We start from the raw sequence: 12,998 nt of genomic DNA, 5'->3' as shown, positions 1-12,998 counted from the left end.
CGATCTCGTTCATCGAGGGGTTGTAGTAGGCGTTCACCATCTGCGGCGGCATGTGCCACTCGGTGCGGTCGATCGGCTTCCCGACCTTGTCGATGTTGCGGTCGTGCTCGAAGATCGCCGCGCGGCGCACGTTGCCGAGGAGGTCGGCCGGGTCGATCACGAGGGCCGAGTAGTCCCGCCACACCTCCGGGTGCCCGATCTTCGGCGTGAAGGCGTCCAGCTTCGCGAGCGCACGCTGCCGGGTCTCGGCGGTCATCCACTCCAGCGTCTCGATGCTCTGCCGGTACGCCTCGACGAGGTTCGCGACGAGCTCGTCCATGGCTGCCTTCGCCGTCGGCGGGTAGTGCCGCTCGACGTAGACCTTGCCGATCGCCTCGCCGAGCGCCCCCTCGGTGACCGACACGCCCCGCTTCCAGCGCTCGCGGATCGTGGGGACGCCGGTGAGCTGGGTGCCGTAGAACGAGAAGTTCTCCTGCACGAGGTCGTCGGTGAGGTAGGGCGCCGCCGCGTGCACGACCTTCGCACGCAGCCAGGCCTTCCAGTCGTCCAGACGCTCGGGAGTGAGCAGGCCGCCCAGCCCTTCGAAGAAGCTCGGCTGCGCGACGACGACCTCGTCGAACGCCCGCGGGTTCGTCGGCGTCACGGCCTCGCGCCACGGGGTGAGGTCGACGCCGGCGAGGGCCTGGAGCTCGTCCCACGTCTTGAGGTTGTAGGTCGCCACCGCGTCACGGCTGCGCACGTTGTCCCAGTGGTGCCCGGCGAGCTCGGTCTCCAGGGCGATGGAGCGCTCGGCCTGCGCGGCGGCATCGGCGACACCGGCGAGAGCGAGCAGGCGCTCGAGGTGCTCCCGGTACGCCGCGCGGGTCTCTGCGAAGGTGTCGAGACGGAAGTAGCTCTCGTCCGGCAGCGAGAGTCCGGCCTGCACGAGCACCGGGAGGTAGCGCTCCGGGTTCCCGGGGTCGCCGTCGACGTAGAGGCCGATCACCGCCGCCCGGCCCTCCCGGTCGTAGGTCCCCACGGTGCGCAGGAAGGCCGGGATGCCGTCGATCGCGTCGATCTCGGCGAACGTCTCGGCCAGCGGGGTCACACCGGCGGCGGCGATGCGATCGGTGTCCATGAAGCTCGCGAAGAGGTCGCCGATCTTGCGGGCGAGAGTCCCCTCCTCCGCCTCCTGCGACTCCTCGACGATCGCGCGCACATCTGCCTCGGCCTGCTCGGCCAGCAGGTGGAAGGAGCCCCAGCGCGCCTTGTCTCCGGGGATCTCGGTGCGAGCGATCCAGGCGCCGTTCACGTGACGATAGAGATCGTCCTGCGGGCGGATGTCGGGGCTGAGGTCATCGAGCGCGAGGCCCGCGGGAAGCACATCGGTCATGCGCTCCAGCCTATGGCCGGGGTCCCCCACGGTGTCCAGACGGCGTCACGGATGCCCAGGGGCCCCCACGGGGAGCGAGACGTTCATGCGGAACCCGGCGGCGGTACGCTCGGCGAAGACGTCACCGCCGTGCGCACGCGCGAGGCCTCTGGCGATGGACAGCCCGAGCCCGGCACCCGACGCGACCCCGTCCTCGTCGCCGGCCGTCGCTCGCGCCGTGTCCTCGCGCCAGCCGACGTCGAACATCCGATCCAGGTCCTCCACCGCCACACCGGCCCCTTGATCCAGCACCCCCAGGACGAGTCGGTCCCGGTCGACCATCGTCGCGGACAGCACGATCTCCGTGCCCGGAGGGGCGTGCCGGACGGCGTTCGTGAGCAGGTTCACCACGATCCTGCCGAGCTGATGCGGATCGGCCCAGAGCACCGGACCGGCGATCCCGCGCTCGACGATGCGGAGGTCGCGCTTCGCCGCGGCGGCCGCGACGTCGGCCACCGCATCGGAGACGACATCCCACAGGACCACCTGCTCGGTCTGCAGTTGCACCGCGCCGGACGTGAGGCGGGACAGCTCGAAGAGGTCGTCGACCATCCGGCTCATCGTCTCCACCTGTCCCCGCACCTGACCGGCGAAACGCTCCGGAGCGACCGCAGCGCCGTCCTCCACCGCCTCGGCGAGCACACGGACCGCGGTGAGCGGGGTGCGCAGGTCGTGCGAGATCCAGGCGAAGAAGCGCCGACGGGCGGAGTCCAGCCGCACCAGCTCGGCCCTCGCCGCATCCACCTCGGCCGAGACCACCGCGAGCTGTGTCGAGAGGCCGGCGAGCTCCCGAGTGGCCGCCGCGTCCACCACCGCGTCGTCCGTCCGACCGATCCTGCCCAGCGATACCGAGAACCCCTCGACCCAGGCGCGCACCGTCCGCGCCATGCACCACGCCATGCCCAGACCGAGCACGAGCGAGACCGCGATCACGGTGAGGAGGATCGTCAGGTCGTGGGCGGAGAGGTACATCTCGAGTGCGATCGCCACCACGGCCCCCGCCATCGCGACCGTGCCCGCACTCGCCACGACCATCAGCTGTGCGCGGAGTCCGCGACGCCGAAGGGCTCGCAGGAGAAGTACGGCGGTGAGGGCGACGACGATCGCCACCAGCAGGCTCGTGACGACGATCTGCAGGACGACCGCACCGGAGGGCATCGTCATCAGCCGTCCCCTCTCGCCACGAAACGGTAGCCGACGCCCCATTCGGTGAGCAGATGGCGCGGGTCCTGCGGATCCTCCTCGACCTTCTCCCGCAGGCGCCTGACGTGGACCGTCACCGTCGACAGATCGCCGACGGTCCATCCCCAGACCTCGCGGAGGATCTCGTCGCGTCCCAGCGCACGGTCGTCGTTGCGCACGAGGAAGACCAGCAGTTCGTACTCCCTGCTCGTCAGGGCGATCTCGTCTCCGCGCACCCACGCGCGCCGCCGGAGCAGATCGATCGCGAAGGCGCCGGCCCTGAGCTCCCCGGACGCGGCCTGCGCGGCTGTGCGCGGCGTGCGAGCGGCGGACGAGGGCCGCGATCCGCAGGGACAGCTCCCGCATCGAGAACGGCTTGGCCAGGTAGTCGTCGACACCGAACGCGAAGCCGTCGATACGGTCCTCCACCTCCCCGAGGGCGGTGAGCATCATGATCGGGACATCGGACGCGGCGCGCAGCTCACGACAGAGCTCATCGCCGCTGATGCCCGGCAGCATGCGGTCGACGATCACGACATCGGGCACGGTCTCCCGCAGCGCCGTTCGTGCCGAGACGCCGTCGCCGAAGCTCGAGACCGCATAGCCGTGCGTGCGCAGATACTCCCCCACGGCCTCGCGCACCGTGGGGTCGTCCTCCACGACCGCGACTGTGACGACGCCTTCCATGCGGTCGAGGGTAGCCGCCGCAGCCACGGCGGTCGGCGGATCCTTACAGTTCCGAAATGTCTTCCCCGTCCTGCTCCGGTGCTTCCTAGCGTGCTGTGCAGCACGCCCGTCCGGCACTCGCCGGGCGGGCTCTTCCCGCACCGGACAGGAGATCCTCATGCGCAAGACCCTTCTCGCCACGACCGCCGCCCTCGGGCTCGCCCTCGCCCTCGCCGCCTGCAGTCCCCAGGACTCCGGCGCTTCCTCCGCGCCGTCGTCCTCCTCCTCCCAGAGCACCACCAAGAGCTCGGCGAGCACGGACACCGCCGCCAGGTCCGGGGAGTTCGCCGGCCTGAACGGCAAGAAGGTGGCCGGCACCGTCTCGGTCTCCGACGGCGAAGTGATGCTGACGGAGTTCTCCTCGGACGAGGGACCCGATCTGCACGTGTACCTCGCGGACGGCACCGATGAAGCCGCGATCGCCGCCGGCATGCTCGTCGACGCGGTCTCGTACGACACCGCCACGCAGACCTTCGCTCTGGACGGGGTGAAGGCCGGGGAGTACTCGCACGTCGTCATCTACTGCGACAAGGCGAAGGCCGTCTTCGGGGCAGCCGAGCTGTCATGACCGCGCCACGATCCGCTCGCCTCGTGATCGGCTCGCTGCTGGGGGCGGCCGCCCGGGTCGCGGTCGGGGTCCTGTGGCTCATCGAGGGTGTCCTCAAGTACCGGGCGGGCTTCGGGGCCGCTGACATCGAGCTCGTGGCGCAGAGCGCGCAGGGGAACACGAGGGTGCCGGCGTTCTTCGATCCGCTCGGCGCGGCGATGGCCTCGGCGTCTCCGTTCTTCGGGGCGGTGATCCCGGCGCTGGAGGTCGGCCTCGGCATCCTCCTCGTCGCGGGTGCGCTTACCCGAACGGTCGCCTTCGTCTCGGCCGGGACCCTGGCGCTCTACTGGAGCGCGGATCAGTTGATCGCGCAGTACCCGGTGATGCTGGTGCTGTCCGCGGCCGTGCTGCTGATCGTCACCGCCGGACGATTCGGGGTGGACGGCTGGGTGCAGGCGCGGCGGGCGCGTCCGGTGGACGGACCGGAGGCCTGAGTCATCCCCGGCGTCGACGACCGAAACGTCGGCGCCGGGATGGCGTCTCGGGCGTGGCGGGCCGCGTCGCCCGGCGCTGCGCCCACGCGACGACCTCGGCGTCGACATCGCGCAGCGGCGTCACGACGGGAGGCCCACCCTGCAGCTGGCGTCGGGCCTCGCGCACACGCCGATTGAAGTCCTCGAGCACCTCGCGCACGTCGGACTCCCTGCCGAGGAGGTCGAGCTGGCTGTCGAGCTCCCGGTCCTCCGTGCGCAGCAGGATCGCGGGAGGGCCCAGCCCGGTCAGGCCCTCGGTCTCGATCTTGCGGCGGATCCACCAGTCCGGATCGTGGTGGTCACCGAGCCCCTCGAGCGGCTTCCCGGCGCCCGGCAGGTCGTCGAAGTCGCCGCGACGGATGGCGACCTGGATGGCGGACTCGACGAAGGCGGCTCGATCGACCGCCGCCGCGGACGGGGCACCGGTCTCACCGTCGTCCTCAGCACCACCACCCTGCTGCCGTCGGGCCCGATAACGCGCGGCCGCCTCCCGGGGATCCGTCATGATGCGCCTCCGTCCGCTCGGAGCTCCTCCTTCACCCTACGTCCGGTCGAGGCCGGAGGTCTCGGGGGTCGACGACAGGTCATAGGCTCGGAGGATGGCCGCCCGCACCTCCCTGAACCGCGAGATCCTGCGCCTGGCCGTCCCCGCGCTCGGCGCCCTCATCGCGGAGCCGGCCTTCCTCATCGTCGACGCCGCCCTCGTCGGCCACCTCGGCACCGTCCCCCTCGCCGGACTCGGCATCGCCGGAGCCGTGCTGCAGACGATCGTCGGCCTCATGGTGTTCCTCGCGTACTCCACCACCCCCGCGGTCGCGCGTCGGTTCGGGGCCGGGCGTCCGGGAGAGGCGGTCTCGGTCGGGATCAACGGCATGTGGCTCGCGCTCGGCCTGGGTGCCGTGCTCGCCGTCGTCGGCGCTGTCTCCTCCCCCTGGCTCGTCTCCCTGTTCGGGGCGAGCCCCGAGGTCGCGGCCCAGGCGAACGAGTACCTCGTGATCTCGATGTGGGGTCTCCCCGCGATGCTCATCGTGTTCGCGGCCACCGGTCTCCTGCGTGGGATGCAGGACACCATGACGCCGCTGTGGATCGCGGGACTCGGCTTCGCGGCGAACGCCCTGCTGAACTGGCTCTTCATCTACGGACTCGGCTGGGGCATCGCCGGCTCCGCGGCGGGCACCGTGACGGCGCAGTGGGGCATGGTCGCGGCGTACGCGCTCGTGGTCCGGCGTCTCGCGACCCGGCACAGCGCCTCGTTGCGTGCCCAGCGCGACGGTCTGCGCCACACCGCGACGTCGGGCGGCTGGCTGTTCCTCCGCACCGTGAGCCTGCGCGTCGCCCTGCTCGCGACCGTCGCCGTGGCGACGGGGATCGGCACCGAGGAGCTCGCCGGCTGGCAGATCGTGTTCACCATCTTCTCGGCGGCGGCGTTCGCGCTCGACGCGCTCGCGATCGCCGCGCAGGCGCTGATCGGCAAGGAGCTGGGCGCCGGGGACGAGGAGCAGGTGCGCCGCGTGCTGGCGCGGACGGTCGCATGGGGGGCCTGGTTCGGGGTCGTGGTCGGCGCCGTCATCGCCGCCCTCTCCGGGGTGCTCGGCATCGTCTTCACCGGCGACCGGGCCGTGGCGGAGGTGGTGCAGCCGGCCCTGCTCGTGCTCGCGGTGGCGCAGCCGATCGCGGGCGTGGTGTTCGTGCTCGACGGCGTGCTCATGGGGGCCGACGACGCCCGGTACCTGGCGATCGCGGGCGGTCTGAACCTCGTGCCGTTCCTGCCCGCTTTGGGCATCATCGCCGCGACGGGGATCGACGGCACCGCCGGCCTCGTGTGGCTGGCCGTCGCGTTCTTCGGGGTGTACCTGCTCGCACGGCTGGCGACGCTGGGGTGGCGAGTGCGCTCCGGGCGATGGCTCGCCGCGTCCGCATAAGTCCTCCACAACCGACGGAGAGGACGACTTATCCCCCGCCGCCGGGCAGAGCGGAATACAGCACCCCGCACCCCTCGCGCTTCCGACGAACATGGAGCGACACTGAAGGGATGCTGGGGATGAACGACGCACAGGTATGGACGACGATCGGAGTCCTTGCCACGGGCATGTACGCCACGATCACTCTCATGGCGACCATGTTCGTGAGGATCATCAAGACGGAGATCGGCACGGTTCGCACCGAGATCGGCGGGATCAAGGGCGAGATCGTCGGGATCAAGGGTGAGATCGGCGGGATCAAGGGCGAGATCGTCGGCGTGAAATCCGAGATCGGGGATCTCCGGAAGGAGGTGCACGGCCTGAGCCGGCGCATGGACGGCCTCGACCGCGACGTCAGCGCGATCTCGCGACACCTGTTCGGTATCGATCCGGCCTGACGGAGCCGACCGGCCGCGCTGGTCACTCCGCGTGGCGACGGCACCACTCGTACATGATGACAGCGGCGGCGGCACTCGCGTTGATCGAGCGGGTCGAGCCGTACTGCGTGATCTCGATGTGACCCGAGGCGGCCGCCAATGCCTCCGGGGACAACCCGGGCCCCTCCTGACCGAAGAGGAGGACACAGGAGCGCGGCAGGTCGGCACGATCGACCGGCACGGCCCCCGTCGACGTTGTCGATCGCGATGACGGGCAGCCCTTCCGCCGCGGCCCAGGCGGCGAACGCGGCGATGTCCTCGTGGTGCACGACATGCTGATAGCGGTCGGTCACCATGGCGCCCCGCTTGTTCCAGCGACGGCGACCGATGATGTGCACCGTGTCGGCGAGGAACGCGTTGGCGCTGCGCACGATGGAACCGATGTTCATGTCGTGCTGCCAGTTCTCGATCGCGACGTGGAACGGATGACGCCGCGTGTCGAGGTCGGCGACGATCGCCTCCATGCGCCAGTAGCGGTAGCGGTCGATCACGTTTCGCGTGTCGCCCTCCGCGAGGAGTTCCGGATCGTACTGGTCTCCCCGCGGCCAGGCCGACGGTCCTCCCGACCAGGGTCCGACGCCGTATCCGGGCTGCGCCGGAGACCCACCGGGGGCGGTCGGGTCCGAGCTCTCGGGGCGCTGCGCATCCATCCGCCAGGCTATCGCCGTGTCGGCCGTCTCCCCGTCGGCGAAGAGGTCGCCAGAATCATCTCGCAGATATTTAGGCATACCGAAAAATAGGCTACGGTTTCGGTGTGCCTAAAAGTTCCGACGCCTCGCTGACCCCCGCTCGCACCGCTTCGCCGCGCCTGCTGTGGCTGCTGGGACCGGCGCTCGTGGCGGGTGTCGCCTACCTCGACCCCGGCAACGTCGCCAGCAACATGACCGCGGGGGCGCAGTACGGCTACCTGCTCGTGTGGGTGGTCGTCGCCGGCAATGTGATGGCCTGGCTGATCCAGTACCTGTCCGCGAAGCTCGGCGTCGTCACCGGCCAGAGCCTTCGGAGGTGCTGGGCCAGCGGCTGCGCCGCCCCTGGGCCCGCCGTGCCTACTGGCTGCAGGCCGAGCTGGTCGCGATGGCGACGGACCTCGCCGAGGTCATCGGCGGCGCCGTCGCCCTGAACCTGCTGTTCGGCGTCCCCCTGCTATGGGGCGGCCTCATCACCGGCGCGGTGTCGATGGTCCTGCTCGCCGTGCAGAGCCGTCGCGGCGCCCGGCCCTTCGAGTTCGTGATCATCGGCCTCATGTTCGTGATCACGATCGGCTTCATGGCCGGTCTCTTCCTCGCGCCGCCGGATCCGGCCGGCGTGGCGAGCGGCCTCGTGCCGCGCTTCGAGGACACGGGGTCCGTGCTCCTCGCCGCCTCGATCCTCGGCGCGACGATCATGCCGCACGCGATCTACGCGCACTCCTCCCTGGCCCGCGACCGGTTCGGTGCGACGAGCGCCGAGACGACCGAGGAGGTCGCCCGGGTCGAGACCCTCGCGGATCCGCCGCCTCCTCACGGCGACGCGCTGGGATGTGACGATCGCCATGGTCATCGCGGGCTCCGTGAACCTCGGCATCCTCCTGCTCGCGGCGGCGAACCTCGCGGGGGTCGCGGGGACCGACTCGCTGGAGGGTGCGCACGCCGCCCCTCGCCGCAGGCCTCGGCCCGGTCGTGGCGACCTTCTTCGCCGTGGGGCTGCTCGCCTCGGGTCTCGCCTCGACCTCCGTCGGCGCATACGCGGGCGCCGAGATCATGCACGGCCTGCTGCACGTGCGCATCCCCCTGCTGGCGCGCCGCCTGGTGACGCTCATCCCCGCGCTGGTGATCCTCGGCATCGGGGTGGATCCGACGCTCGCCCTCGTCCTCAGCCAGGTCGTGCTGTCGTTCGGCATCCCGTTCGCGCTCATCCCTCTCGTCACCCTCACCGCGCAGCGCCGGACACTGGGCGCGTGGGTCAACCGGGTGTGGACGACGGTCGCCGGCGTCGTGGCCTCGGTGCTCCTCATCGCCCTGAACGGCGCCCTGCTCTGGCTGGTGCTGACGGGGGCATGACGGCGGATAGGCTCGACACCATGTCTGCCGCCTCCGCCCGTCGCACCGTCCGCCTCCTCACCTGGAGCGGCTTCGCGACCGGCGTCATCGGCGGTCTGCTCATCGCGTTCCCGAAGGTCATCGGCCCCGCCAGCCCCTGGGTCCAGCTCGCCCTCGGGGTCGCGACCCTGGTCTTCGCCTTCCGTGCCCGCAAGGTGGGCATCGCCGAGGTGGAGGGCTTCGACGGGCGCCTGTCGCTCGCCGCCGCCCTCCTGGGGTTCCTCGTCCTGTTCTTCGCGGGGCAGGCGGCCGTGATCCTGCTCGGCTCCGCGAGCGCCTGACCCAGGCCGCGAGGCAGCCCGACCCGAACGCGTAAGGTTGACGGGTGGCATCCCCGGCAGCTGACGACTACCTGAGACCGTCTACGCACACACCGAGTGGCAGGATGCGCCGATCACCCCCTCGGTCCTGGCCGCCAAGCTCGGCATCGCGCCGTCGTCGGTCACGGAGATGGTGAAGAAGCTCGCCGCGGCGGGGCTCGTGTCGCACGTGCCGTACGGAGCGGTCCGGCTGACGGAGGCCGGGACCACCCGCGCCCTCGCGATGGTCCGCCGCCACCGCCTCATCGAGACCTGGCTCGTGCAGGAGTTCGGGTACGGGTGGGACGAGGTGCACGACGAGGCCGAGGTGCTGAGCACACCATCAGCGACCGGCTGCTCGAGGGCATCGACGAGCGCCTGGGGCGGGCCGCGCTTCGACCCGCACGGGAGACGCCATCCCGGACGCGGAGGGCCGCATCGAACGGGTGCCCTTCGTCCTGCTCGCCGATGCCCGGAAGGACACACCGGCCGCGTGCTCCGCGTCGACGACCGCGACCCGGAGCTCCTGCGGACCCTGGAGGCCCAGGGCCTCACCGTCGGCACGACCGTGACGGTGACGCCGTTCGGCATCGCCCTCGACGGCACCGAGCCGCCGTTGCCCCGCCGCCGCCCCGCGACGTGGTGTGGTTGTCGGCCTGACCTCCGCTTCGAATCGCGCGCTTTGCGGCAAATCGGCCGGGGATGGGTCCAATCAGGCGATTCGAAAGGAAAGGTGGGGCCTCTAGGCTGAGCACATGGCACACCGTGACGACCTCGAATGCTGGCTCACCGACATGGACGGCGTGCTCGTCCATGAGAACGACGCCATCCCCGGGGCCTCCGAACTCCTCGCCGGATGGAGCGCAACGAGATCCCCTACCTCGTGCTCACGAACAACTCGATCTTCACCGCCCGCGACCTCTCCGCCCGCCTGCGCGCGAGCGGCCTGATCGTGCCGGAGGAGCGCATCTGGGACCTCGGCGCTCGCGACCGCCGACTTCCTCGCGCAGCAGCTCCCCGGCGGCTCCGCGTTCGTCATCGGCGAGGCCGGCATCCTCACCGCGCTGCACGAGGCCGGCTTCATCATGACCGAGACGAACCCGACTTCGTCGTCGTCGGCGAGACCCGCAACTACTCCTTCGAGGCCATCACGAAGGCCATCCGCCACATCATCAACGGCTCGCGCTTCATCGTGACCAACCCGGACGCCACCGGCCCGAGCGCCGACGGGGTGCTGCCGGCCACGGGAGCGATCGCCGCCCTCATCACCAAGGCCACCGGCAAGGAGCCCTACGTCGTCGGCAAGCCCAACCCGATGATGTTCCGCTCGGCCCTCAACAAGATCGGCGCGCACTCGAAGAAGACCGCATGATCGGCGACCGGATGGACACGGACATCGTCGCCGGCATCGAGGCGGGTCTGCACACGGTGCTCGTGCTCACGGGCATCAGCGATCAGCGGATCATCGAGCAGTACCCCTTCCCGGCCGGATGAGATCGTCGACTCGGTCGCCGACCTGCTGCCGACCATCACCGACTCGATCCCCACCCTCGACGAGGACTGACGTGGGCGCCCTCGGCGACGGCGAGCGGGTCACGGCGGCGGACCGCCGCGGCCTGGCGCGCCTGGCTCGAGGCGAACCACGAACGCACGGCCGGGGTGTGGCTGCTGAGCGTCCGCGGGCGATCCGCCACCGGCGTCGGCTACGAGGACGCGGTCCGGCAGGCCCCTCTGCTTCGGGTGGATCGACGGCCCGGTGCGCACGTTCGACGACGAGACCGGCGGCCAGTGGTTCTCCCCCTCGACGGCCGGGGAGCGGCTGGGCGGCGACGAACAAGGCGCGCATCGCGGAGCTGGAGGCCGCGGGGCCTGCTCGCCCCTGCCGGAATCCGCGCGCTGGAGACCGGCGAAGGCGAACGGCTCGTGGACCGTGCTCGACGGCCCGGAGTCCGGCATCGAGCCCCCGGAGCTCACCGCCGCCCTCGACGCGGTGCCGGCGGCGAGGGCCACCTGGGATGCGTTCCCGAAGTCGGTGAAGAAGTTCGGCCTCACGCACATCGCGATGGCCAAGCGCGCGGAGACCAAGGCCGCCCGCATCGCGAAGATCGTGGCGGATGCCGCGGAGGGGAAGCGCCCATGAACCAGAGCGACCTGCTGTTCCTCGTCCTGATCCTCATCACGCTCACGTCGCTGGTCGTGTTCGTGGTGCAGTTCGTGCGCTCGCCGCGCCTGCGGCGGCGAGGACGACGGCCGCGCCGGCTGGTGGAAGGCCCCTGGGACGACGACGACCGCCGGCGCTGAGCCGACGGCCGCATCGAGGTCTCAGGAGGCGAGCGACGCCCCGGGGATCGCCGCGAGCAGCTCCCGGTGTACGGATGCTGCGGCGTGTCGAAGAAGCTCTCCGGGGTGCCGCTCTCGACCACGATGCCGCGCTGCATGACGTGCACCTCGTCGGAGATCATGCGCACGACGGCGAGGTCGTGGCTGATGAAGAGGTAGCTGAGCCGAGGCGCTTCTGCAGGTCGGCGAGGAGGTCGAGGATCCTGCGCCTGCACCAGCACGTCGAGCGCGGAGACCGCCTCGTCCCAGCACGACGAGCTCGGGCTCCAGGGCCAGGGGCGCGGGCGATCGCGACACGCTGCCGCTGTCCGCGGAGAGCTCGTGCGGCAGCCGCTCGGCCATGGCCGCGGGCAGGGCGACCTGCTCCAGGAGCTCCAGGACGCGGGCGTGCCGGGAGGCCGCGGTGCCGATCCGGTGCACGCGCAGCGGCTCGGCGATCGACTGCTCCACGGTGTACCGCGGGTCGAGCGAGGCGTAGGGGTTTCTGGAAGACGGGCTGGACGCGGCGGCGCAGCGCGAAGAGCGCCTTGCGGGGCGGGAGGGTCGGTCCAGGTCGGTGCCGTCGAAGAGGATGGACCCGGAGGTCGCGTCCTCAGCCCCAGCACCATGTTCGCCGTGGTGGGACTTCCCGGAGCCCGACCGACTCGCCCACGATGGAGACGGGTCGTGCCGCGGCGGATCGAGAAGCTCACGCCGTCGACCGCCGTGAAGGTCTGCGGCTCCCCGGCCTTCGCGTTCCGGAGCGCGAACTCCTTGTGCAGGTCGCGGATCTCGACGAAGGGCACGGCGTCGGCGGCGATCTCGCGTGAGGGCAGGGCGTCGCGGCGGGACGCCAGGCTCGGCGCGGCCGCGAGCAGCTGCCGGTGTGACTCGTGCTGCGGGTTCCCCAGGACCTGCGCCGAGGTCCCCTCCTCGACGACACGGCCGCGGAACATCACGACGATCCGGTCGGCGCGCCTCGGCGGCGGAGAGCGAGGTCGTGGGTGATGAGGAACACCGCGGTGGCCCCAGCTCGTCGGTCAGCTGATCGAGCTGGTCGAGGATCCGCCGCTGCACGGTGACGTCGAGCGCCGAGGTGGGCTCGTCGGCGATGAGCCAGCGCGGTTTGCAGGCGAGTCCCATCGCGATGAGCACGCGCTGCCGGCATGCCGCCGGATGAACTCGTGGGATACTGGGCCGCCCGGCGGGCGGCATCGGGGATCCACGACCATCTCCAGAAGCTCGACCACGCGGCCTTCGTCGCGTCGCCGCTGGTATGACCCGTGGACTTCGAGCGCCTCCCCGATCTGCTCGCCGACGCGCATGAGGGGATTGAGGTTCGACATCGGGTCCTGCGGCACGAGGCCGATGCCGGCCCCGCGGAGGGACACATCGCGTTCTCGGGGAGGTCGGTGAGCTCGCGGCCGTCGAACCGGATGCTGCCACGCGGTGATGACGCCGTTCTCGGGCAGCAGGACGGTTGACCGCAGCCGCCGTGGTGGATT

At 71.0% G+C, this 12,998-nt stretch carries 13 protein-coding genes and 5 pseudogenes; 11 read left to right on the top strand and 7 right to left on the bottom strand.

Going from position 1 to position 12,998, the window contains the following annotated elements; all coding sequences use genetic code 11:
- The 4 genes and pseudogenes from AB1285_RS25050 to AB1285_RS25035 all read right to left on the bottom strand — a co-directional run.
- Nucleotides 1-1,372, bottom strand: a 1,372-nt coding sequence (locus AB1285_RS25050; protein ID WP_429978107.1) for a M13 family metallopeptidase, incomplete at its 3' end; no start/stop codon positions are given.
- Nucleotides 1,373-1,417: 45 nt separating this feature from the next.
- Nucleotides 1,418-2,575 (bottom strand): sensor histidine kinase, encoded by a 1,158-nt coding sequence (locus AB1285_RS25045; protein ID WP_370428994.1) that lies wholly within the window; start codon nucleotides 2,573-2,575, stop codon nucleotides 1,418-1,420.
- Nucleotides 2,575-2,829 carry a winged helix-turn-helix domain-containing protein gene (locus AB1285_RS25040; protein ID WP_429978108.1) on the bottom strand — a complete coding sequence of 85 codons (255 nt, stop codon included), beginning with the start codon at nucleotides 2,827-2,829 and terminating at the stop codon, nucleotides 2,575-2,577. The genes AB1285_RS25045 and AB1285_RS25040 overlap by 1 nt, the downstream gene beginning before the upstream one ends.
- 166 nt (nucleotides 2,830-2,995) lie before the next feature.
- Nucleotides 2,996-3,280, bottom strand: a pseudogene (locus AB1285_RS25035) (response regulator); the annotation flags it as partial.
- 157 nt (nucleotides 3,281-3,437) lie between these two features.
- On the opposite strand from AB1285_RS25035, the gene AB1285_RS25030 reads away from it, so the two are divergent.
- Both AB1285_RS25030 and AB1285_RS25025 read left to right on the top strand, forming a co-directional pair.
- Nucleotides 3,438-3,887, top strand: coding sequence for a DM13 domain-containing protein (locus AB1285_RS25030; protein ID WP_370428992.1), 450 nt, complete (start codon nucleotides 3,438-3,440; stop codon nucleotides 3,885-3,887).
- A complete protein-coding gene (locus AB1285_RS25025; RefSeq protein WP_370428991.1) occupies nucleotides 3,884-4,360 on the top strand; it encodes a DoxX family protein in 477 nt (158 codons plus the stop codon). Before AB1285_RS25030 ends, AB1285_RS25025 begins: the two co-directional genes overlap by 4 nt.
- A 1-nt stretch (nucleotide 4,361) precedes the next feature.
- Here AB1285_RS25025 and AB1285_RS25020 read toward each other — a convergent pair whose 3' ends face one another.
- Nucleotides 4,362-4,904, bottom strand: a complete 543-nt coding sequence (locus AB1285_RS25020) for a DUF1992 domain-containing protein (RefSeq protein ID WP_370428990.1) — start codon at nucleotides 4,902-4,904, stop codon at nucleotides 4,362-4,364.
- A 94-nt stretch (nucleotides 4,905-4,998) separates the two neighbouring features.
- On the opposite strand from AB1285_RS25020, the gene AB1285_RS25015 reads away from it, so the two are divergent.
- On the top strand, nucleotides 4,999-6,321 hold the full coding sequence (locus AB1285_RS25015; RefSeq protein WP_259953875.1) for an MATE family efflux transporter: 1,323 nt from the start codon (nucleotides 4,999-5,001) through the stop codon (nucleotides 6,319-6,321).
- A gap of 119 nt (nucleotides 6,322-6,440) precedes the next feature.
- Nucleotides 6,441-6,758 (top strand): hypothetical protein, encoded by a 318-nt coding sequence (locus AB1285_RS25010; RefSeq protein ID WP_187662584.1) that lies wholly within the window; start codon nucleotides 6,441-6,443, stop codon nucleotides 6,756-6,758.
- Between the two features lie 22 nt (nucleotides 6,759-6,780).
- Here the strand turns inward: AB1285_RS25010 and AB1285_RS25005 are convergent.
- Nucleotides 6,781-7,447 (bottom strand): annotated as a pseudogene (locus AB1285_RS25005) (TrmH family RNA methyltransferase).
- 128 nt (nucleotides 7,448-7,575) lie between these two features.
- On the opposite strand from AB1285_RS25005, the pseudogene AB1285_RS25000 reads away from it, so the two are divergent.
- The 7 genes and pseudogenes from AB1285_RS25000 (at nucleotide 7,576) to AB1285_RS24970 (ending at nucleotide 11,475) form a co-directional block, all read left to right on the top strand.
- A pseudogene (locus AB1285_RS25000) lies at nucleotides 7,576-8,836 on the top strand (Nramp family divalent metal transporter).
- 20 nt (nucleotides 8,837-8,856) lie between these two features.
- Nucleotides 8,857-9,156: a hypothetical protein gene (locus AB1285_RS24995; protein WP_136052938.1), complete on the top strand. Its 300-nt coding sequence runs from the start codon at nucleotides 8,857-8,859 to the stop codon at nucleotides 9,154-9,156.
- 112 nt (nucleotides 9,157-9,268) lie between these two features.
- A pseudogene (locus AB1285_RS24990) lies at nucleotides 9,269-9,322 on the top strand (hypothetical protein); the annotation flags it as partial.
- A 3-nt stretch (nucleotides 9,323-9,325) separates the two neighbouring features.
- Nucleotides 9,326-9,925: a metal-dependent transcriptional regulator gene (locus AB1285_RS24985; RefSeq protein WP_429978106.1), complete on the top strand. Its 600-nt coding sequence runs from the start codon at nucleotides 9,326-9,328 to the stop codon at nucleotides 9,923-9,925.
- 4 nt (nucleotides 9,926-9,929) lie between these two features.
- A pseudogene (locus AB1285_RS24980) lies at nucleotides 9,930-10,738 on the top strand (HAD-IIA family hydrolase).
- 192 nt (nucleotides 10,739-10,930) lie between these two features.
- Nucleotides 10,931-11,314, top strand: coding sequence for a YdeI/OmpD-associated family protein (locus AB1285_RS24975; RefSeq protein ID WP_429978105.1), 384 nt, complete (start codon nucleotides 10,931-10,933; stop codon nucleotides 11,312-11,314).
- Nucleotides 11,311-11,475: a hypothetical protein gene (locus AB1285_RS24970; RefSeq protein ID WP_429978104.1), complete on the top strand. Its 165-nt coding sequence runs from the start codon at nucleotides 11,311-11,313 to the stop codon at nucleotides 11,473-11,475. Before AB1285_RS24975 ends, AB1285_RS24970 begins: the two co-directional genes overlap by 4 nt.
- Nucleotides 11,476-11,496: 21 nt before the next feature.
- On the opposite strand, the gene AB1285_RS24965 is transcribed toward AB1285_RS24970, so the two are convergent.
- Nucleotides 11,497-11,964, bottom strand: a complete 468-nt coding sequence (locus AB1285_RS24965) for a hypothetical protein (protein WP_429978103.1) — start codon at nucleotides 11,962-11,964, stop codon at nucleotides 11,497-11,499.
- Between the last annotated feature and the right edge of the window lie 1,034 nt (nucleotides 11,965-12,998).

This window comes from Microbacterium sp. NRRL B-14842, from assembly GCF_050470785.1.
This window is presented reverse-complemented; position numbering and strand designations above follow the sequence as displayed.

Bases quoted from the DNA above. Each gene is read 5' to 3' on its own strand.
- AB1285_RS24985 (WP_429978106.1), top strand. From the start codon at position 9,326: ATGGTGAAGAAGCTCGCCGCGGCGGGGCTCGTGTCGCACGTGCCGTAC.
- AB1285_RS24995 (WP_136052938.1), top strand. From the start codon at position 8,857: ATGTCTGCCGCCTCCGCCCGTCGCACCGTCCGCCTCCTCACCTGGAGC.
- AB1285_RS25030 (WP_370428992.1), top strand. From the start codon at position 3,438: ATGCGCAAGACCCTTCTCGCCACGACCGCCGCCCTCGGGCTCGCCCTC.
- AB1285_RS25010 (WP_187662584.1), top strand. From the start codon at position 6,441: ATGAACGACGCACAGGTATGGACGACGATCGGAGTCCTTGCCACGGGC.
- AB1285_RS25025 (WP_370428991.1), top strand. From the start codon at position 3,884: ATGACCGCGCCACGATCCGCTCGCCTCGTGATCGGCTCGCTGCTGGGG.
- AB1285_RS25045 (WP_370428994.1), bottom strand. From the start codon at position 2,575: ATGACGATGCCCTCCGGTGCGGTCGTCCTGCAGATCGTCGTCACGAGC.
- AB1285_RS25020 (WP_370428990.1), bottom strand. From the start codon at position 4,904: ATGACGGATCCCCGGGAGGCGGCCGCGCGTTATCGGGCCCGACGGCAG.
- AB1285_RS25015 (WP_259953875.1), top strand. From the start codon at position 4,999: ATGGCCGCCCGCACCTCCCTGAACCGCGAGATCCTGCGCCTGGCCGTC.
- AB1285_RS24970 (WP_429978104.1), top strand. From the start codon at position 11,311: ATGAACCAGAGCGACCTGCTGTTCCTCGTCCTGATCCTCATCACGCTC.